Genomic DNA, 19,780 nt, shown 5'->3' with positions numbered 1-19,780 from the left:
TTTCTAACATTGATAAAAAAACAACATAGTTACTACGTGGAGGCAATATGCCTGGCAATACACACAAAAGCAGAACCTCGAATAAGGCCATGACCTTATTTGTCTGCTTTCTTGCAGCACTTGCAGGGTTACTGTTTGGTCTGGATATCGGCGTTATTGCCGGTGCACTGCCATTCATCGCAAAAGATTTTAATGTCACCAGTCATCAGCAAGAGTGGATCGTCAGCTCAATGATGTTTGGTGCCGCGGTCGGTGCCATCGCCAGCGGCTGGATGTCTTCCAGCCTTGGTCGTAAAAAAAGCCTGATGGCCGGTGCCATCCTGTTTGTTATCGGTTCGCTGTGGTCAGCCTTTGCCCCTAACCCGGAAATGCTGATTGTTGCACGCGTGCTGCTGGGTCTGGCAGTCGGCATCGCCTCTTATACCGCTCCACTCTATCTGTCTGAAATCGCGCCGGAAAAAATTCGTGGCAGTATGATTTCACTGTATCAGCTGATGATTACCATCGGTATTCTCGGCGCTTACCTGTCCGATACCGCTTTCAGCTATACCGGCAACTGGCGCTGGATGCTGGGCGTCATCACCATTCCGGCATTGCTGCTGCTGATTGGCGTGTTCTTCCTGCCTAACAGCCCACGCTGGCTGGCGGCGAAAGGCAACTTCCGCGACGCACAAAGGGTGCTGGATCGCCTGCGTGATACCAGCGAACAAGCAAAACGTGAACTGGATGAAATTCGCGAAAGCCTGAAAATCAAGCAGTCCGGCTGGAGTCTGTTTAAAGGCAACAGCAACTTCCGTCGCGCGGTGTTCCTTGGCGTATTGCTGCAGGTGATGCAGCAGTTCACCGGTATGAACGTCATCATGTATTATGCGCCAAAAATCTTTGAAATTGCCGGCTTCGCCAATACCACTCAACAGATGTGGGGCACGGTTATTGTTGGTCTGATCAACGTACTGGCGACCTTTATCGCTATCGGGCTGGTCGATCGCTGGGGTCGTAAGCCGACGCTGACGCTGGGCTTTATGGTGATGGCGGCAGGGATGGGCATTCTCGGCACTATGCTGCACATCGGCATTCACAGCGAAGCTGCGCAATACTTCGCGGTTGCCATGCTGCTGATGTTTATCATTGGTTTTGCTATGAGCGCCGGCCCGCTGATTTGGGTACTGTGCTCTGAGATTCAGCCGTTGAAAGGGCGTGATTTTGGTATCACCGTCTCCACTACAACTAACTGGATTGCCAATATGATCGTTGGCGCAACCTTCCTGACCATGCTGAATACGCTGGGCAATGCCAACACCTTCTGGGTGTATGCAGGGCTGAATCTGTTCTTTATCGTGCTGACCCTGTGGTTGATTCCTGAAACCAAAGGTATTTCACTGGAGCATATTGAACGTAACCTGCTGTCAGGCAAGAAATTGCGCGATATCGGTTCACGTAATTAACTCTGCTTTTTTTAACGGGCGGCGGCAACGTCGCCCGAACGTCAACTCTTGCATCCCCTGCTCCGCAGAATTATTCTTCCTGCTATGAAATCTCCCCGACTCCCCATTGCTTTGCAGCAGTCCGTGATGCGCGCATTGCGCAGTAAACTGCAGCAGGCTAATCAGCGTCTTGAACGCGACTATCCGGAACCCAATTTGCTCTATCAGCAGCGCGGCACTGCTGCCGGTACCGCCTGGCTGCAAAACTGGGAGATACGCCTTAATCCGGTGCTGTTGATGGAGAATCAGCAAGCATTTATCGATGAAGTGGTTCCGCATGAGCTGGCGCATCTGCTGGTATGGAAACACTTTGGCCGGGTGCCACCCCACGGTAAAGAGTGGAAGTGGATGATGGAGCAGATCCTCGACGTGCCTGCGCGTCGCACCCATCAGTTTGCCGTCAGCTCGGTACGCAGCCGTGCTTTTGCTTATCGTTGTGGATGCCAGCAGCATCAGCTGACGGTGCGTCGTCATAACCGGGTGGTGCGGGGTGAGAGTGAGTATCGTTGCCTGAAATGTGGCGATATTCTCAGAGCGGATGATTTCATCAGTTCTTAAAAAAACCGTTATGCGGTTAAAAAACAACCATTAACTCACTGATTACCTTCAACGTAATTCGTTATCTTTGCGGCTTCTGTTAACCTGCGCGCTGTTTCTGATTAGCAAAAAAATGGATTATGTCGCGCAAAATTATTAGCACCCTCGCACTCACGCTACTGCTCTCACCTTTTACCGCCCAAAGCCTGAATCTGGATAACTATCATCAGAATAATTTTCAGCAGGCAAAAACTTACGCCGTGCAGATTAACGCCGATGCGCCGGGTTCGTTTTACTGTGGTTGTAAAATTAACTGGCAAGGAAAAAAAGGCATTCCGGACCTTGCCTCCTGCGGCTATCAGGTACGTAAAAATGCCAACCGCGCCCAGCGCATCGAATGGGAGCATGTGGTCCCCGCCTGGCAATTTGGCCATCAGCGCCAGTGCTGGCAAAATGGTGGTCGCAAAAATTGCAGTAAAGATCCGGTTTATCGCCGCATAGAGACCGACCTGCATAACCTGCAACCGGCAATTGGCGAGGTCAACGGCGACCGTGGCAACCTGATGTACAGCCAGTGGAATGGCGGTGAGCAGCAGTATGGCCGCTGTGAAATGAAGATCGATTTTAAAAACAAACTGGCCGAGCCGCCGGCACGCGCCCGTGGTGCAATTGCGCGGACTTATTTCTATATGCGCGACCAGTATCAACTACAGTTGTCGAGGCAGCAAACCCAGCTGATGACCGCCTGGAACAAGCAGTATCCGGTGACGAGCTGGGAGTGTGAACGCGACAAACGCATCGCACGGGTTCAGGGCAATCATAATCCCTATGTACAGCAAGCTTGCCAGCGGTAAAATCACTACCCTAAACTAAGTCTTTCATGTTTTACGCCGCCCGACGATTTCGCGCGGCATATTATTATCAGGAATCCCATGCGCATACCCCGCATTTACCATCCCGACGCCTTGCAGGTCGGTAGCGAAATTGCTCTGTTCGAAGATGCTGCTAATCATGTTGGACGCGTATTGCGCATGAACAGTGGTCAGGCGCTGGAACTATTCGACGGCAGTAATCTGACGTTTTCCGCCGAAATTACTCAGGCGGATAAAAAAAACGTCCGGGTGAAAATCCTCTCAAGCCAGGCCGACAGTCGTGAATCCCCGCTTCATCTGCATTTAGGTCAGGTGATGTCGCGCGGTGAGAAGATGGTATTTACCATCCAGAAGTCAATCGAACTGGGAGTAAATGTGATTACCCCCTTGTTTTCTGAGCGCTGTGGCGTAAAGCTGGATGCAGAGCGTTTAGCCAAGAAAATTCAGCAGTGGCAAAAGATTGCCATTGCAGCCTGCGAACAGTGCGGGCGTAATACGGTGCCGGAAGTGCGCGAAGCGATGACGCTGGAAGCCTGGTGTGCAGAAGCCGATAGCGGTTTGAAACTCAACCTTCATCCGCGAGCGCAGCACAGCATCAACACGCTGCCGCAGCCGGTAGAGCGAGTACGCCTGCTGATTGGTCCGGAAGGCGGACTGTCGGCCAGTGAAATCGCCATGACCGCAGAACAGGGCTTTACCGATATTCTGTTAGGACCACGTGTTTTACGCACTGAAACCACTGCACTGACGGCGATGACCGCTTTGCAGGTACGCTTTGGCGATCTCGGCTAGCACCATGGGTAAAATATTCATCCGGGCTATCTGAAACACTGTAGCGGAGCCGCTTTCTGCTCCCGCTAAATCTTTGGCAAGCGCAGCATTGACTGCCGCCACTACACACGCGAGTCACGCAGCTGTGAATTCAGGAGAACACATGATTAAGCTTGGTATTGTGATGGACCCGATTACCTCCATCAACATCAAAAAAGACAGCAGCTTCGCAATGCTGCTGGAAGCACAGCGCCGTGGTTACGAAATTCATTATATGGAGATGAACGATCTCTATCTGCGTGCGGGCGAAGGCCGGGCGCGTACCCGCACCCTGAGCGTTGAGCAGAACTACGACAAATGGTTTGAGTTTGGCAGCGAGCAGGATATTGCACTGTCTGATCTTAACGTGATCCTGATGCGTAAAGATCCGCCATTTGATACTGAATTTATCTATGCCACTTACATTCTTGAGCGAGCGGAAGAGCAAGGCACGCTGATTGTTAACAAACCACAAAGCCTGCGCGACTGTAACGAGAAGCTGTTTACCGCATGGTTTGCCGAGCTGACGCCGGATACCCTGGTGACGCGTAATGCCCATCAGATCCGCGAATTCTGGCAGCAGCACGGCGATATTATTCTGAAACCGCTGGATGGCATGGGCGGCGCGTCAATTTTCCGCGTTAAGCAGGAAGATCCTAACCTGTCGGTGATTATTGAAACGCTGACCGAGCACGGTAATTTCTACTGCATGGCGCAAAACTATCTGCCGGCGATTAAAGAAGGTGATAAACGCGTGCTGGTGGTAGACGGCGAGCCGGTTCCTTACTGCCTGGCACGTATCCCGAAATCCGGTGAGACGCGTGGCAATCTGGCGGCAGGTGGTCGTGGTGAAGCACGCCCACTGTCTGAAAGCGACTGGGAAATTGCGCGCCGCGTGGCACCCACGCTGAAAGCCAAAGGTCTGATCTTCGTCGGTCTGGATATTATTGGTGATAAACTGACTGAGATTAACGTCACCAGCCCAACGTGTATCCGTGAAATCGAAGCGGCGTTCCCGATCTCGATTACCGGCATGCTGATGGATGCGATTGAAAAACGTCTGGCCTGATTATTTACACGGGGCGTAAGCCCCGTTGCAAACCCGTTAACAGCTACCAGGGTATAACCGATTAGCTCTTAACCAGAACACAGAACGAGTGACAATGAATTTACAGCATCATTTTTTGATCGCCATGCCAGCATTACAGGACCCTTTATTCAAGCGCTCGGTAGTGTATATCTGCGAGCATAATGATGAAGGCGCCATGGGTTTGATCGTTAATAAGCCGATGGAAAACCTGACGGTTGACGGCATTCTGACAAAACTTAAAATATCGCCAACGCCGCGCGATCCCGCAGTAAGGCTGGATAAACCAGTATTTGCTGGCGGCCCACTGGCGGAAGATCGCGGGTTTATTCTGCACTCGGCGCAGCGCACCTTTACCTCCAGCATTCGGGTTTCAGATAACACCATCATCACCACTTCACGTGATGTGCTCGAAGCACTTGGCACCCCTGAACAGCCGGAGCACGTACTGGTGGCGCTGGGTTACTGTGCATGGGAAAAAGATCAGCTAGAAGGCGAACTGCTGGAAAATACCTGGCTGACAACGCCGGCCAACAGCAATATCCTGTTCCATACTCCGATAGCCGAACGTTGGCGCGAAGCGGCGAAAAGCATTGGTATCGATATTCATAATATTACCAGTGAAGCAGGTCACGCCTGATGTCGGCAATGACCCTGCTGTCGTTTGATTTCGGCACCAAAAGTATTGGCGTCGCGGTAGGTCAGCAACTTACCGGCACCGCCCGTCCGTTAACGGCGATTAAGGCTCAGGATGGCATTCCCGACTGGAACCTGATTGAGCGGTTGTTAAAAGAGTGGCAACCGGATCGGTTAGTGGTCGGCCTGCCGCTAAATATGGACGGCACTGAACAGCCGCTGACGGCGCGCGCACGTAAGTTTGCCAACCGCCTGCATGGGCGTTTCGGCATTCAGGTTGAGCTGCATGATGAGCGTCTCAGCACCGTCGAAGCACGTGCCGATCTGTTTGCTCGTGGCGGATTCCGTGCGCTTAATAAAGGCAGCGTCGATTCTCTGTCAGCGGTGATTATCCTGGAAAGCTGGTTCGAGAATCATTAACCAACACCGGCTCTTTATCCGTAGCGGCAACGATGCCTGCGGCAATACGCTGGCGCAGACTCTGCGCAAAAGTGCACATCCCGGATTGCATACCGGTTTGCAGCAATCCGGGCAGCTGATGGGTTTTACCTTCGCGAATCATATTCGCCACCGCTGGCGTGCTGACCAGTAGCTCAAACAGAGCCACGCGCCCGGTGTTGCTTGCCGCCACCAGCCGTTGGGCAATCACCGCTTTCAGGCTGCCTGCCAGCTGGCTACGCACCAGATTTTTCTCCTCTGCCGGGAAGACATCCACCAGCCGATCGACTGCCTGAGTGGCGCTGCGGGTGTGCAATGTTGCCAGCACCAGATGGCCGGTTTCTGCCGCAGTCAACGCCAGACGAATCGTTTCGCTGTCACGCAGCTCGCCGAGCAGGATGACATCCGGATCTTCACGCAGCGCAGCGCGTAAGCCTTCATAAAATGAGCTGCAATGCTGACCGATTTCGCGCTGCTGGATTAGCGATTTCTGGCTGTTATGAATAAACTCAATCGGATCTTCAAGAGTCAAAATATGCAGATCGCGCTGACGATTTAGCGCATCGATCATTGCCGCCAGCGTGGTGGATTTGCCGCTGCCGGTGGCGCCGGTAATCAGTATCAGACCGTCCTGCTGCTGTAACAACGTCGGGATAATATCGGGCAGGCCCAGCGTCTCCAGCGGCGGGCAGTGGCTGGCTATCAAACGTAAAGCCAGTGATAGCCCGTGACGTTGCTGAAATAAATTGGCGCGCAGCCGCGTGCCGCTGGCTAAGGTCAGCGCAAAATCGACATGGCCGGTAGATTCAAGAAACGCGCGCTGGCTGGCGTCGAGCCAGCTCATCACCAGCGATTCCAGCGCGGCGGCAGAAATTTTTTTCTGACCCGGCACCGCCCCCAGCCGCCCCTGACAACGCCACTGCGGCGAATGACCACTGCACAGGTGCAGATCGGCGGCGTTATGCTTTACACTAAGGGCCACAATTTCTTCCATATCCATAAAGTTCTCCTGACTATGATCTCAATCCAGCAAAACCTACAGGAAGTTCGCCAGCGAATCACAGCGGCGGCAGAACGTTGCGGCCGCGATCCAGCAGAAGTTACGCTGCTTGCAGTGAGTAAAACCAAACCTGCGAGCGCGGTCGAAGAAGCGGTTGCCGCCGGACAGACAGCATTTGGTGAGAATTACGTGCAGGAAGGGGTAGATAAAATTCAGGCGCTGGCGGCTTATCCGCAGTTGATCTGGCACTTTATCGGTCCGCTGCAATCCAACAAGAGCCGACTGGTGGCAGAGAACTTTGCCTGGTGTCATACCGTTGATCGCTTGCGCATCGCTACGCGCCTTAACGAACAGCGCCCGGCCCACCTCGCGCCACTAAATGTGCTGATCCAAATAAACATCAGTGACGAACAGAGTAAATCTGGCATCATGCTGGATGCTTTGCCGGAACTGGCGCGGCAGATAGCACAGCTGCCGCGTTTGCAGCTGCGGGGATTAATGGCGATTCCTGCTCCGGAAAGTGATTACTCACGCCAGCTGGCAGTCTGCCAGCAGATGGCTGATGCACTGGAGCAATTAAAACAGCATTACCCATCCGTCGATACCCTTTCTCTGGGAATGAGCGACGATATGGACGCCGCCATTGCGGCAGGCAGCACCATGGTGCGGATTGGCACCGCTATATTTGGCGCGCGTGATTACGCTAACGCTACTCACAACAATAACTGAGGAACCTCATGCTGACGTTGACTTTTCTGGTCAAGACCCTGATTGATCTCTACGTGATGGTGCTGCTGCTGCGCATCTGGATGCAGTGGTCACGCTGTGATTTCTACAATCCGCTGGCGCAGTTTGTAGTCAAAATCACCCAGCCAATAGTGAAGCCTTTACGCCGGATTATTCCTGCTATCGGGCCGGTTGATACCGCCTCGCTGCTGCTGGCGTTTGTGCTGACCACGCTGAAATACCCGATTTTACTGCTGATTCAGGTCGGGGCGTTCTCGGTCGATCCGATGAACCTGCTGGTTGGTCTGCTTTCGCTGGTGAAGTCCGCCGGAAACCTGGTGTTCTGGGTGATCATTATTCGTTCACTGATGAGCTGGATCAGTCAGGGTCGTGGCGCGATTGATTATGTGCTGATTCAGTTAACTGAACCACTGATGGCACCCATTCGCCGTATTCTGCCCGCGATGGGCGGCATCGATTTCTCCGCGATGGTGGTGATTTTGATTCTCTATATGCTCAATTACCTCGGCATGGATCTGTTCCCTGGCCTGTGGTATCTGCTGTAACGCATCAATTATGAATTCTGGATCTGCTATGCAAAAAGTTGTTCTCGCGACCGGTAATCCGGGCAAAGTCAGCGAACTGGCCGACCTGCTGTCGGCCTTTGGTCTTGATATCGTGGCGCAAACCGATCTCGGCGTGGAGTCTGCTGAAGAGACCGGTTTAACCTTTATCGAAAACGCCATTCTTAAAGCACGCCATGCGGCGCAAATCACCGGCTTACCGGCGATTGCCGATGACTCTGGTCTGGCGGTTGACGCGCTGGGCGGCGCACCGGGCATCTACTCGGCACGCTACGCCGGGGAAGACGCCAGCGATCGGCAGAACCTGGAAAAGCTACTGACGGCGTTACAGGATGTGCCGGACGATCAGCGTCAGGCACAGTTTCACTGCGTGCTGGTCTATCTGCGCCACGCTGAAGATCCGACGCCGCTGGTGTTTCACGGCAGCTGGCAAGGGATCATTACCCGTGCTGCTGCTGGCGAAGGCGGCTTTGGCTATGACCCGATTTTCTATCTGCCAGCACAGGGTAAAACCGCCGCTGAGCTGACTAAAGATGAGAAGCGTGCGCTGTCTCATCGTGGTAAAGCATTGACGCTGTTGCTGGAAGCCATGCGTAATGGCTAATCGTCCGCCACTGAGTCTGTACATCCATATCCCGTGGTGCGTGCAAAAATGCCCTTACTGCGATTTTAACTCGCATGCGTTAAAAGGCGAGGTGCCGCACGAAGAGTATGTGCGTCACCTGCTGGCCGATCTCGATAACGATCTGCCGTTAACCGGCGGTCGTGAAGTTGGCACCATTTTTATTGGTGGCGGCACACCGAGCCTGCTGAGCAGTGAAGCGATGATGCTGCTGATGGACGGCGTACGCGCGCGTCTGCCACTGTCGCCAACCGCTGAAATCACCATGGAAGCGAACCCGGGTACGGTGGAAGCCGATCGCTTCAGCGGCTATCAACGCGCCGGGATTAACCGTATTTCTATTGGCGTGCAGAGTTTCAGCCCGCAGAAGTTACAGCGTCTGGGGCGTATTCACGGGCCAGAAGAGGCAAAGCGTGCTGCACATCTCGCCGCCGACCTTGGCCTGCGCAGCTTTAACCTTGATTTGATGCACGGTTTACCCGATCAGTCGCTGGAAGAAGCGCTGGATGATTTGCGTCAGGCGATTGCACTTAACCCACCGCATCTCTCCTGGTATCAGCTGACCATTGAACCCAATACCTTGTTCAGCTCACGTCCGCCAGTATTACCGGATGATGATGCGCTGTGGGATATCTTCGAGCAGGGTGACAAGCTGCTGACCGCCGCCGGTTATCAGCAGTATGAAACCTCCGCCTATGCCAAACCGGGCTATCGCTGCGAGCATAATCTCAACTACTGGCGCTTTGGCGATTACCTCGGCATTGGCTGTGGTGCACATGGTAAGCTGACGCAGGCCGACGGGCGTATTATTCGCACCACCAAAACCCGCCATCCGCGTGGTTTTATGGCGGGTAACTATCTTGATCGTCAGCATGAGGTCGTCGATAGCGAGAAGCCGTTTGAGTTCTTTATGAACCGTTTTCGCCTGCTGGAAGCCGCGCCACGTGAGGAGTTCAGCCGTTATACCGGTCTGAATGAGTCAGTGATCCGACCGCAAATCGAGGAAGCGCTGGCGAAGGGATATCTGACAGAGACACCGGACAACTGGCAGATTACCGAGAAAGGGAAGCTGTTTCTGAATTCGTTGCTGGAGCTGTTTCTGGCTGAGTGACTGACCGCCAATCAGCCACTCTGTCGTTTCTGATGCCCGATGCCGTCGACATTTGCACTACCCGTCGCGGCATTTATCAGGATTCGTCTGATTGCTGCAGATAATGCTGCAGAACTTCCGGCGGAAGGGTCAGACTCCACACAGCAAATTGCGGATCGAACGACGGATTGGCCTTAAGCAGCAGCTGATAAAGGCGGTCTCTCTCCTTGAACTCAGAAGGTGGGAAATCTTTATCATGTGAAAGATATAACTCGTAACGGATATCATCTGCCATAATGCCGTCCACGGCTGTATATTTATTACCCTCTATCTTATTCTCATAAGCGGTTATGATTAACGGTGGCTGGGGTTTTGGCGGATTGTTCTGATTTTCAACCACTAATGGCGAGACACTCTGCTGAGGTGCAGCCTCAGCGTTACTGGCAGAATTTTCAGCACTCTGTTGTTGATAATGCAGCACAAGCGCAGGGGGCAAGATCAGTTTGGTGCCGGCTTCAATAACGCCTTTCGCCTGCAGCGATGGGTTGGCCACATCCAGCTGCTTCGACAAACGGCTCCGGGCCATTTTTTTTGCAAGAGGCAGATTTTTATCTGCAAGTGAAAGATTCAGCTCGCTATAAATATCATCTGCCTTAGCCGCTTTCAGCGTGATAAATTCATTGCCTTTGACCTGACCAAACCTGGCGTTTAACTGCAGTGACTGAGGCTCTCTATTATTCTGCGGCGCAGTCTCTGAGTTATCGACAGAACGTTGACCACTTAGCTGTTGATAATGCACCAAAACATCAGGCGGAAGGGTCAATTGAGTACCTGCTTTGATTAAATCCTGCTTCCTGAGCCAGGGATTGGCATCAAGCAACTGCTTAACCAAGTTTTGTCTTTTTATCTGCTCGCCAAGACTAATGCCAGGCTCTATTGTGAGCTTAAGATCTTTATAGATATCAACTTTATCAGCTGATTTACTAACATTAAATTTTTTACCATACATCTGACCAACCATTTCCTTGGCGTACAGATTATACTGTTTTTGCATATCTTCCGGTATTTTCAATCGTGTATTTCGGGGAATATTATTAGGATCGTCAATATTATCTTTATTCGCCAGATAGATAGCATTAAAGTATTGCGGGCCAATACCCAGGTTTCTGCAGATAGCGTTTACGTTAGTATTGGTATACACCACATATTCATTTCCACTTATCTCACCGGGTGCTATATCTTCCCCTTTCGGGGTGCTGAACCGGGTCTTCTCCATTACTGATTCTGGTATGCGCAGAAATGTGCCGACCTTGATATTCATCACATCGCTAATAAGCGCCTCATTTTTGAGGTGCATATGTTGGAAGTCAGTGATCGGAATATCTAAATCACGGCAGATATCAAATAAGTCTGCATCTTTTATAACACAATATAACTCACCGACAACGATTCCCTTTGGCGTGGTATCCAGCACATCTGTTGTCTGCATTTCTGGCAATGACGTGATGCCCTGGCGCGGAGACGTATTCACGTCCTCGTTGCCGCTATCTGCGTTCGATGACAGCAAACTGGCGACTCTGTTGCTTGTTTCATAGGCAACATAATTTAACGCTATATCTTTGCCCATCTGTTGAGCAGGAGTTTGAAAAATCGCTTTAATATTTGCGGCCTTGGTCAATTTGCCAGCAAGTTTAGTCCCTACTGTGACTCCACTGTCTGTCATCATGCCCGCCAGTATGTTGACTGGCAAAGCCTTCAATACATCTTCGGCCTCTGCCTGATTATCTTTAAGCGCAGCCTTAAGCAGTTCTTTAGCGGCTGTCATGCCGGCTGATACGCCCATTTGCATCATAAAGAGTATCGCCGGTGATAACCCTGCCGCCCCGACTCCCATCCCGGCGGCTAAACCCACAGCAATTGCAGCGTAGTCAATAACGATATCATAATTACGTTCTGTCGACGTTTTAATCATCGAGTTCATATCATCGCGTGCGCGCTGACATGCCACCTCAAACGTTTCTTTTCCGGTGTTTTTTAGCTGAAATGTACTTAATGGTGAATATTGACGAGTGGCGTATTTTTTTACTATGGTCGGCGATGTGCCTAATCGCTCCAGCGGGGCCGTACTGTGTTCAATAAATTTAAAATACCCGCCCTCCCCGTTAGTGATTTTATATTTGAACTGTTTATTTGCACTCAGATGAGAAACAATCCATTTCTGATTTTCAACATTCTTAAGCCCTTCCGGCGTGTTTTCAATAACGATAAATTTACCCTGAACATCTATCGCCAGTATTTTATCCTTAACGGAAAAACACACAACATCAGTTAGCCTGCTGCCGCGAAAATCCAGATGCTCAGCCTCTCTCTTGCCATATTGAAAAGCTTCAAGATCTGCTCTGAAAGCTTTCAGCCCAGCATTTTTTGCCAGGGTCGACGCGGTGACTTTGAAATTGGCCTCATAGAAGTTATCCATATCATTGACTTTTGACGTGTCGTCCATCAATTCGTCAAGATCATTCTCAAAGCTCTTCAACATCTGATCGCCGGAACTTTCAAACTGATATCCATAATATATGGCACTGATACTTTTTCCGCCTAATGCATCCGTGCGGTAATCTTTGACACGTCCTTTCACATTTACATCAGTGATAAGTTTTAGTTCTTCAAGAAAAGCCTTGCTATAGGGGGGATTTTCGTGGGGCGGGTGCTTAATAAAACTGTCAGGCAGCAGATAACTGTCAGGATCAACCTGCCCCGTGGCAATATCAAAAAGTGTAAAAGTCTCTTCCTTCGCACTGGCTCTGTTAAGTAATGTTATTTTGCTGTCGGGAGAATCAATCACTCCTCGTTCGCTTTTATCATAGCGCCCAATAATATCCATCAGATAATTAAAAGCTTTCTGCCTTGGATTAAGCTCATGACCCACTCTAATATTATAACCCGACCTTACCGATTTTAAATAATCCTCACCTTTTTTATTGATTGCTTCTTCAGAAAGACTGCTACGACTTATCTCTCTTTGCTCAAGGTTATTCCTGACAATTTCCAGCGTATTTGTCGCTTTAAATAAATTTAACTTAGCAGAATTAAGCTTATAATCGGGGGCGCCACTTTTTACCAGATCGCGATAATTATTGATAGCTAACTTATAGTCTTCTACATACGCCTCTATCTGAACAGGAGTCAGGTTTTTGTCTTCCTGAAGAAGACGCAGTTTTTCTAAACCGACATATTCACTAAAATCCCCGCGATGCAAAGATAATCGATAATCAAAAGAACGTTTATTTCGACCGGCCCTTCTTTCTACCTTTTCTTCCTGAACATCCTGTTCTGGATCAGCGCGCATTTCCGCCTCCAGCGACGATCGACCTTCCTGTAATAGTGCGTCTATCCCGGCAATGCTGGCGGCGTCCGCAGACTGAGGCTGTTGTACCGTAAGCCCGCCGACCAGAAGTTTAGCCGCCGCCCCCAGCGCTTGATTTTGTCCGGCCATATATCCGGTCCAGGCAAAGCCGGGCGGCAATTTATTCAGTATTCGGACACCTAGCCCCTGACGCAGGTCGTTATTATGGTAAAGACCATTGCCGATTAAAAAAGGTGCCGCAGCATAATGGGCGACCGCTGGCGTAAATACTTTTACTATCTGGAACGCCAGCCGTTTAAGCTGCCCCTTGGTGAATTCATCCAGCTGCGCCTGCGGCAGCGGCTGACCAGGCCGCACGCCCTTTAGTATCGTCGCCCTACCCAGCATGGTACTGTACAGCGTCATTACCGCCTTGATAACCGGCAGGCGTTCGGCGATCAGATTTTGCAGCGGGTCAATATCGATTAAATGCCGCACGGCATTTTCACCATACAACGTGAACTCGGAAACCAGCCCGAAGGTCAGTTTGTCGATGCCCTGTTCCGCTGCATAACGGCTAAAACTGGTTTGCTTCGCCATAAATTCGTCAGGGGTATCAGGCCACAAGGTCACACCGTTTAGCGCATCGCTGATTTCCAGTGCCACCATTTTAAGCATCACGTCACCGTTAGGATCATTTTCCGCAGAAAAGTCCTTTTGCATAAACCCTTTCAGTATCCCGGCCATGGCACGGTCGATAGCCTGTGCGTTAACATCCGGGTTGTTTTGCACAAACTCATTTTTGATTTCATGCAGCTTTTCAGCCATGCCTTTCGCCAGCATCGGGTTACGGGCGGTATTATGAGTGACCTCTCCGGTCAGCCGGGCTTCCGTCAGTTTAATTTCCCGTTTAACCGCTGTGGCTCTGCGCTGCGCTTTCAGTGCCAGTTCTGCCAGCTGTTTAACCTGCTGCGGCTGCTTCACGGCAGCTTCCGCAGCAACACTGAGCTTTCCAGCGACTTTCTCCAGCTCTGCTGCCGTCTGCAATAATGGCGCCAGCAGCAGTTGAAAACGCCCCTTTGCTTTGTCCTGCAGATGGGCAGGAAGCTGCGCCAGTATGGCCTTTATCTCTCTTCTGAGCGTTTTACTCTCAATCTGTTGCAGCACTTCACTGACGGCGCGCCGCGCCTTCAGTGCTGCCTCATTGAGTTTGTCCTGTGATTTAATTTTGCCGGAAACCTGCATGGCGGATACTTTTCCGCTGACTTTCGTCTGCTCCAGTATCGTGTCGGCCACGGCTTTCAGCATCGTCTGTATTTGTACACCGGCGTCTTTGCTGCGCTCCACCCGCGGCGCGGCGCTGCCTTCAGCCGTATTAGCGTCTTTACCAGCCATTTTCAGGTTCGCGGCGGGCGCGAGAAGTGCGCTTGCCGCAATCTTCATTTTTTGCGCCGCCCGCTGCAGCGGTAGCAGGGCCAGCCTTAACGCCACATTGATTTCCGCAGTATCAGCTGGCGCGCTGTCGAACTGCCGCATGATGGCGTGTTCAGCCTTGTTATATTGAATTTTCGAACTTCTTACGCTGCCTGCGGCCAGATCGTACAGCCCCTGGCCAATATGCCTGGCGGCATTCTGCAGAGAGCCAACTCCATTTTGCAGATTGGTGTAGGGATTCTCGTGGAGTACCTCTGAAACCGACGCCTTTAGCTCACTGCCGATAAATTTTGCCCAGTCAGCGGCCACTTTTGCCGTATCAATAAAGGAGTCCGGATCAACCTCCTTACCCGATTGTTTCAGAACGTCTGCCGCATTACTGAGCGCTGCGGCAGCCTCGCGCACTGCGCCGACAATCTCGCCAGCCAACGCCTGGCCGCTAGCGGCATCCGGACGATACTTTGTCGGATATTCAATGTCATTCGACAATACGTCTGCCTGTGTCGCGGCCTTTTCCGCCACGGCGCACGCCTGCCCAAGTTTTTCCGTCATTGCCCTTCTGGTATCACTGGTCACCGCCTCGCCGAGTTGGCTAACCACAATATCCAGCTCCAGCGGCAGGTTCTGTAGCTCCTGTTTTACCAGCATCCGAAGCTGTGGCTGCTCCGCTGCATCGCCACTGCTGTTGCCTTGCAGCATCTGAACCGTCATATTTTCCAGCTTTTCCAGCGCCATTTCCGCGATGCCATCCCAGTGTCCGTCACTGAGCGCGCTTCCGGCATCCTTCAACCCTGTCGCGGTAGCGATTAACGCATCGACCAGTGCGTTCATATCCCGCCGCACCAGCTGCGCTTCCGGTGTTGTCAGCATCGCCTGCTGCTTTCCCCACTCTCCTGTCAGAGCCGCCAGTAACGTCTGCGTCGCGGCATGGAGTGCACCGGACACCGTGCAAACCGCCTGCTGCTGCATACTCTGCGGTAACCTCTGTTGCACTCCCTGTTGCAGCTCCTGCTGCATCGACTGCACGGTATCCTGCAGCAGGATTAACCGGTCCTGATTTAGCCGATCCTGGTTATAGCCCAGTTGACCATACTCCTTCCATGCAGGCTGCTGCTGTTCAATGGCCTGCGCCAGCTTGCTCACGGCCTGGTGATATTTCAGCTGGCTGCCGGATTCAGGCGCTCCTGCTTTGTTCATGATTAGCAGGTGAAGGCATTCAAGCTGATGCCCACCGGGATGCTGACACTCCTTTGTCAGCACATCTTCCAGTGTCAGGGGGGAAGAGGAACTGGCTGGCTGCGGGCGAAATTTAAGGCCGGTTTCTGACTCAAGCATCTCCCTGAGCCCCTGATTCTGAACCGCCTCAGAAAGTAACTGACAGAATGTGTCATTTGTTATCCAGTCAATCCCGGCCTCATTCATCACCTGCGCCAGCCGGGATAATTTTTCCAGAAAAGGCGCATCCTGCAGATTAGGCTGTGGCTGATTGTCGGCGTAATAAGCCTTCGCGGAATTTTGCAGTGCGGCTTGCTGGAAGTTCATCGGTCAATCTCTTATTTATAAATAAATAAAAGTTACCGATAACCAGGAAACCCTTCTTTTGGTTCCAGGCAAATACTTCTGGATTACTCACTGCGAGGGTTATTAGCGGTCTGATATCTTTCTTATTTGCTTAACTATGAGGAAATTTTATTTCTGAGGAGCCTGACAGGCCTGGCGGGGATATGGCTGGCACCACGGTGAGTATCCGCGGTGCCATAATGATTATGTTAAGGCTTCACCGCCGCCAGCACGCCTTTGCGCTGCGTTTCAAGCGTGATAACACGATTACAGACTTCATGACCGAAGTTCTGGAAATCCTGCTCCTGGTTGCGCCACTCGGCCTGAATCGCCTGTTGCAAACCACCCAGATTACCCATAATCGCCTGGAGCGGATTATCGCTGCCGGCCGATGGTTTCTTGCCCATCTCGTTCAGGCTGTCCTGAACCACACCGCCCATCGCATTCTGCACCAGACGTTCACCATCCTGACGCACCTGGTCAATCGCCTGATGATGGAAGGTTAACCCGTCGCTGCGATGCTCGATAATACGATTCATCTGCTGCTTCAGCTGGCTGTCCAGTGAGGTCAGACGCGAGCGCACATTGCTGTCACTGCCGAGCTTATCGACAATCACCTTATCCAGCGCCACGCGGCCTTTTTCCAGCCGTTGCGTTGCACCCTGGTCAATCCATGGCAGATCACGACGCAGTGCGTTCTGGTAATCGATCGCTTTCTGGCGCGTCGCCGCGTCCACATCGACCTGCTTGCCGTTAAACTGCACGTTGCCATCAGGAGAGATCACCAGATTGCCGTTAGCGCCAACCACCTGCACGCTTTGCGGTTTAATCACCACATCGTCCTGTGGCTTAACACTGCACTCATAAGCGGCCTGAGCCTGGCCTGCGGCCAACAGTAATGCGACAACCAGCGCTTTACGAATCATGAAATCTCCTGAGTAATAAAAATTATTCGGGCGACATTAAGCCGCCCCGATAGTAATTAGTCCCACCAAACATCAAACAGTTCAGAAACTCGCACATCTTTCAGCTGACGCTCGTTCAACCATTTGCGTACCTGCTCCTGATGCTCTTCGGTGCACTTGCCAATCTTCTCCAGACAGATCAGCCCTTCCCACTGCAGATAGCCGCTACCATCAAATGCCAGACCATTCGGCTCGATAACCTCATTAATCAGCGCATCAACGGTGCTGTCGATCTCTGCTTCGCTGGTGCCTTCCGCAAAGGTAAAGTTGACCGAAAAACCAAGTTCCTGGAACTCGTCAAGGTGCATTTTCTTACGAAGACGACGACTGCGTTGTGTAGCCATTATTTAACCCTCTCAAACATCAGATCCCATACACCGTGGCCTAAACGCTGGCCACGCTGCTCGAATTTCGTTAACGGACGTGATTCCGGACGCGGCACATAGCTATTGTCTTCTGACTGATTCTTATAGCCTTCGATGCTGCTCATCACTTCCAGCATATGCTCGGCATAAGATTCCCAGTCGGTAGCCATATGGAAAGTGCCACCCAGCTTTAGCTTACGCATTACCAGCTCGGCAAACGGCACCTGCACAATGCGGCGTTTATTATGGCGCGCTTTATGCCACGGGTCAGGGAAGAACAGCTGGACCATGCGCAGCGAGTTATCCGGGATCATATTCTCCAGTACTTCCACCGCGTCATGACACATCACGCGCAAATTATCGACGCCGGCTTCATGAGCTGAGCCAAGGCAGGCACCAACGCCCGGAGAATGTACTTCAATACCGAGGAAATTTTGTTGCGGATTATTTCCCGCCATGGTGACCAGCGAGGCCCCCATGCCGAAACCAATTTCCAGCACCACTGGCCCCTCGCGGCCAAAAAGATCAACCAGGTCAATTGGCTGAGCCTGATACTCAACGCCCATCACCGGCCAGTAATTATCCAGTGCGTGCTGCTGGCCCTTGGTTAACCGGCCCTGACGGCGGACAAAACTGCGGATACGGCGCATCGCGCGACCGTTTTCATCATATTCTGGTGAGATGACGTCATTTATCATGTGGCTGCCTGTTGATCTGCATATTCAGGAATATGCGGGCATTATGCAAAGTTACTGCTGAGAAGCAAGTCCCGCAAAGTTCCGGTTTACAGCATCCAGTGTCTGTGCTGGAATTCCTGCCTGATTGTAGAGTAATAACGGAAAATTTCCTCCCAATGACGCAAGCGCAACAGTTCGCGCAACAAGTGCTGGACTGGTATCAGCGCTTCGGACGCAAAACCCTGCCGTGGCAGCAGGAAAAAACGCCTTATAAAGTCTGGCTCTCGGAAGTGATGCTGCAGCAAACCCAGGTTGCGACCGTCATTCCCTACTTCGAACGCTTTATGGCACGCTTCCCCAGCGTAACCGATCTCGCCGCCGCGCCGCTGGATGAGGTACTGCATCTGTGGACCGGGCTCGGCTATTACGCGCGCGCGCGCAATCTGCACAAAGCGGCGCAACAGGTCGTCGAGCGTCACGACGGTAAGTTCCCCGAGACCTTTGAAGCAGTGGCTGATCTACCCGGCGTGGGTCGCTCCACGGCTGGGGCGATTCTTTCGCTGTCGCTCGGGCAGCATTACCCGATCCTCGATGGCAACGTTAAGCGCGTGCTGGCACGTTGTTATGCCATTGATGGCTGGCCGGGCAAAAAAGATGTCGAGAAAAAACTCTGGAATATCAGCGAGCAGGTTACACCTGCGGTTGGCGTCAGCCAGTTTAATCAGGCGATGATGGATCTGGGGGCGATAGTCTGTACCCGCTCAAAGCCTAAATGCGAGATCTGCCCGGTCAATCTCAACTGTGTCGCTTATGCCAACGGTAGCTGGGCAAAATATCCGGGTAAAAAGCCAAAACAGACGCTGCCAGAGCGCACCGGCTGGTTATTGATGATGCAGCGGGGCGATGGCGTCTGGCTGGAACAGCGCCCGCCCGTTGGTCTGTGGGGCGGGCTGTTCTGCTTTCCGCAATTCAGCAGCGAGGCCGAGCTGCAACAGTGGCTGAAAGCACGCGGCATCACTGGCAGCAAGCCTAAGCAGATGATCGCCTTCCGTCATACTTTCAGCCATTTTCATCTGGATATTGTACCAATGTGGCTGGAACTGCCTTCTGCGAGTAGCGCCATGGATGATGGCGCGGGTCTCTGGTATAACTTAGCGCAGCCGCCGTCTGTGGGACTGGCCGCTCCGGTTGAGCGCCTGCTACATGAGTTACGGCAACCACAGCAAATGATGCTGAACACACGCGCGATACAAGAGGAAGAGTAATGAGCCGCACAATTTTCTGTACGTTCCTGCAACGTGATGCCGAGGGACAAGACTTCCAGCTCTATCCGGGCGATCTGGGTAAACGCATCTATAACGAAATTTCGAAAGAGGCCTGGTCACAGTGGATGTCAAAACAGACTATGCTGATCAATGAGAAAAAACTCAGCATGATGAATCCGGAAGACCGTAAGCAACTGGAGCAGGAAATGGTGAAATTCCTGTTTGAAGGCAAGGATGTCCATATCGAAGGCTACACCCCGCCAGAAGAATAACGCTTTGGGC

At 52.0% G+C, this 19,780-nt stretch carries 18 protein-coding genes; 13 read left to right on the top strand and 5 right to left on the bottom strand.

Annotated features, from left to right (window positions below; genetic code table 11):
* Nucleotides 1-47 precede the first annotated feature (47 nt).
* The 7 genes from ACP3TC_RS03180 (at nt 48) to ruvX (ending at nt 5,846) form a co-directional block, all read left to right on the top strand.
* Nucleotides 48-1,445: a sugar porter family MFS transporter gene (locus tag ACP3TC_RS03180; protein ID WP_426817508.1), complete on the top strand. Its 1,398-nt coding sequence runs from the start codon at nt 48-50 to the stop codon at nt 1,443-1,445.
* An 84-nt stretch (nt 1,446-1,529) separates the two neighbouring features.
* Nucleotides 1,530-2,042 (top strand): SprT family zinc-dependent metalloprotease, encoded by a 513-nt coding sequence (locus ACP3TC_RS03175; protein ID WP_313853623.1) that lies wholly within the window; start codon nt 1,530-1,532, stop codon nt 2,040-2,042.
* 119 nt (nt 2,043-2,161) lie between these two features.
* The gene (endA, locus tag ACP3TC_RS03170; protein WP_313853625.1) at nt 2,162-2,875 is read left to right on the top strand and encodes a deoxyribonuclease I; all 714 of its coding nucleotides are present in this window, start codon (nt 2,162-2,164) and stop codon (nt 2,873-2,875) included.
* 78 nt (nt 2,876-2,953) lie between these two features.
* On the top strand, nt 2,954-3,685 hold the full coding sequence (gene rsmE / locus ACP3TC_RS03165) for a 16S rRNA (uracil(1498)-N(3))-methyltransferase (RefSeq protein WP_426817507.1): 732 nt from the start codon (nt 2,954-2,956) through the stop codon (nt 3,683-3,685).
* Nucleotides 3,686-3,827: 142 nt separating this feature from the next.
* A complete protein-coding gene (gene gshB, locus ACP3TC_RS03160; protein WP_426817506.1) occupies nt 3,828-4,772 on the top strand; it encodes a glutathione synthase in 945 nt (314 codons plus the stop codon).
* A gap of 94 nt (nt 4,773-4,866) precedes the next feature.
* Nucleotides 4,867-5,430 carry a YqgE/AlgH family protein gene (locus ACP3TC_RS03155; RefSeq protein ID WP_426817505.1) on the top strand — a complete coding sequence of 188 codons (564 nt, stop codon included), beginning with the start codon at nt 4,867-4,869 and terminating at the stop codon, nt 5,428-5,430.
* Nucleotides 5,430-5,846: a Holliday junction resolvase RuvX gene (gene ruvX / locus ACP3TC_RS03150; RefSeq protein ID WP_313853633.1), complete on the top strand. Its 417-nt coding sequence runs from the start codon at nt 5,430-5,432 to the stop codon at nt 5,844-5,846. The genes ACP3TC_RS03155 and ruvX overlap by 1 nt, the downstream gene beginning before the upstream one ends.
* Here ruvX and ACP3TC_RS03145 read toward each other — a convergent pair.
* Entirely contained in the window at nt 5,815-6,864 is a 1,050-nt protein-coding gene (locus ACP3TC_RS03145) for a type IV pilus twitching motility protein PilT (protein ID WP_426817504.1), read from the bottom strand. The two genes, ruvX and ACP3TC_RS03145, sit on opposite strands and share 32 nt — an antisense overlap.
* A gap of 15 nt (nt 6,865-6,879) precedes the next feature.
* Between ACP3TC_RS03145 and ACP3TC_RS03140 the strand changes: the two genes are divergently transcribed.
* The 4 genes from ACP3TC_RS03140 to hemW are packed head-to-tail and all read left to right on the top strand — an operon-like array spanning nt 6,880 to nt 9,907.
* Complete coding sequence (locus ACP3TC_RS03140; RefSeq protein ID WP_313853637.1) at nt 6,880-7,593, top strand: YggS family pyridoxal phosphate-dependent enzyme; 714 nt, start codon at nt 6,880-6,882, stop codon at nt 7,591-7,593.
* Nucleotides 7,594-7,601: 8 nt separating this feature from the next.
* Nucleotides 7,602-8,156 (top strand): YggT family protein, encoded by a 555-nt coding sequence (locus tag ACP3TC_RS03135; protein ID WP_313853640.1) that lies wholly within the window; start codon nt 7,602-7,604, stop codon nt 8,154-8,156.
* Nucleotides 8,157-8,184: 28 nt separating this feature from the next.
* Entirely contained in the window at nt 8,185-8,778 is a 594-nt protein-coding gene (locus tag ACP3TC_RS03130; RefSeq protein ID WP_313853643.1) for an XTP/dITP diphosphatase, read from the top strand.
* The gene (hemW, locus tag ACP3TC_RS03125; RefSeq protein ID WP_313853646.1) at nt 8,771-9,907 is read left to right on the top strand and encodes a radical SAM family heme chaperone HemW; all 1,137 of its coding nucleotides are present in this window, start codon (nt 8,771-8,773) and stop codon (nt 9,905-9,907) included. The genes ACP3TC_RS03130 and hemW overlap by 8 nt, the downstream gene beginning before the upstream one ends.
* A gap of 76 nt (nt 9,908-9,983) precedes the next feature.
* Here hemW and ACP3TC_RS03120 read toward each other — a convergent pair whose 3' ends face one another.
* The 4 genes from ACP3TC_RS03120 to trmB form a co-directional block, all read right to left on the bottom strand.
* A complete protein-coding gene (locus tag ACP3TC_RS03120) occupies nt 9,984-15,683 on the bottom strand; it encodes a hypothetical protein (RefSeq protein ID WP_426817503.1) in 5,700 nt (1,899 codons plus the stop codon).
* Nucleotides 15,684-16,435: 752 nt separating this feature from the next.
* Nucleotides 16,436-17,152, bottom strand: a complete 717-nt coding sequence (locus ACP3TC_RS03115) for a DUF2884 domain-containing protein (protein ID WP_313853650.1) — start codon at nt 17,150-17,152, stop codon at nt 16,436-16,438.
* Between the two features lie 56 nt (nt 17,153-17,208).
* Nucleotides 17,209-17,535, bottom strand: a complete 327-nt coding sequence (locus tag ACP3TC_RS03110; RefSeq protein ID WP_313853652.1) for a YggL family protein — start codon at nt 17,533-17,535, stop codon at nt 17,209-17,211.
* Nucleotides 17,535-18,254 (bottom strand): tRNA (guanosine(46)-N7)-methyltransferase TrmB, encoded by a 720-nt coding sequence (gene trmB / locus ACP3TC_RS03105; RefSeq protein WP_426817502.1) that lies wholly within the window; start codon nt 18,252-18,254, stop codon nt 17,535-17,537. The genes ACP3TC_RS03110 and trmB overlap by 1 nt, the downstream gene beginning before the upstream one ends.
* A gap of 155 nt (nt 18,255-18,409) precedes the next feature.
* Between trmB and mutY the strand changes: the two genes are divergently transcribed.
* Complete coding sequence (gene mutY, locus ACP3TC_RS03100) at nt 18,410-19,498, top strand: A/G-specific adenine glycosylase (RefSeq protein WP_426817501.1); 1,089 nt, start codon at nt 18,410-18,412, stop codon at nt 19,496-19,498.
* A complete protein-coding gene (locus ACP3TC_RS03095) occupies nt 19,498-19,770 on the top strand; it encodes an oxidative damage protection protein (RefSeq protein ID WP_313853659.1) in 273 nt (90 codons plus the stop codon). Before mutY ends, ACP3TC_RS03095 begins: the two co-directional genes overlap by 1 nt.
* Nucleotides 19,771-19,780: the final 10 nt, after the last annotated feature.

It is taken from the genome of Winslowiella sp. 2C04, from assembly GCF_050037805.1.
GTDB lineage: Bacteria > Pseudomonadota > Gammaproteobacteria > Enterobacterales > Enterobacteriaceae > Erwinia > Erwinia toletana_A.
This window is presented reverse-complemented; position numbering and strand designations above follow the sequence as displayed.